At 70.7% G+C, this 861-nt stretch carries 2 protein-coding genes; one reads left to right on the forward strand and one right to left on the reverse strand.

The genetic code is table 11. From position 1 onward, the window contains the following. The coding region (locus tag HUK82_RS16960; protein ID WP_305144425.1) for a PmbA/TldA family metallopeptidase at positions 1–351 on the reverse strand (351 nt) is incomplete at its 3' end. 294 nt (positions 352–645) lie between these two features. Here HUK82_RS16960 and HUK82_RS16965 point away from each other — a divergent pair. Continuing rightward, positions 646–861: hypothetical protein (locus HUK82_RS16965; protein WP_176615011.1), on the forward strand; the 216-nt coding region annotated here is incomplete at its 3' end.

Below are 861 nucleotides of genomic sequence, written 5' to 3' on the forward strand. Positions count from 1 at the left end.
GGCAGCCGTGCCGGAGCGCCCCGCGCGCACCTGCGTGACGGCGGTGCTGGCCCGGCGTAGCGCGTCCTCGCTGAGTTCGTCGGCATGGGCGAAGCCGGTTTCCTCGCCCAGGACGGCACGCAGGCCGAAGCCGGTGGAGGTGTTGGTGCTGGCCGAACGGATGGTCCCGTCGTCGAGCGCGATCATCTCGCTCTCACGCCATTCGAGGAACAGCTCCCCGTCATCCATCCCCGCCAGCGCGTCGTCCACCAGCCGTGTCGCCGTGTCGCGATCGAGCAACGCGCCCGGACGGTCGAAGAACAGGGCGTCGGTCGTGGCCAGAGGCGAAATCAGGGATGGGCTGATGGACATCGACTGGGCTCCGGTGGGCGAAAAGACAAAGATGGGGCGTCGCCGTGCCGCGACAACCGGTCGCGGCTGAACTGCGGGCGCCGGAACGGGTGCTGCCCGCCGTGCCGCTGCCCTATGGCAGCGCTGCGGCGCATCGTGCCCGCACGGGCACGGCTCGGCAAGTCGGAGGTGCGGCCAGACGGGCTTGCGTCGTGGGACCGATGCCCCAAGATGGAGCGTCATTGACCACCCAGACGAACCCGGGGCCTTCGGGGACGTCAACCCTATACCGAGGAACGACCGAAGGACGCGCCCGTGACCATCACACACCCGCCGTCGGCAGCCGCCGCCCTTTATCCCCACGCCAGGCCGGCGTCCGTCCGGCGTCAGGTCCGTGTGGCGGGGTGTGCCTTCGGCGGTGTTCTGGCCTGTGGGGTGGGGCTGATGCCCCCCGCCGCCCTTGCCGCGACGCAGGCACAGGCGGAGATCACGACGCACACTGTCACGGCGACCGGCGCAGGTTCCGGTGCG

It is taken from the genome of Ameyamaea chiangmaiensis (assembly GCF_013376175.1).
Lineage (GTDB): Bacteria > Pseudomonadota > Alphaproteobacteria > Acetobacterales > Acetobacteraceae > Ameyamaea > Ameyamaea chiangmaiensis.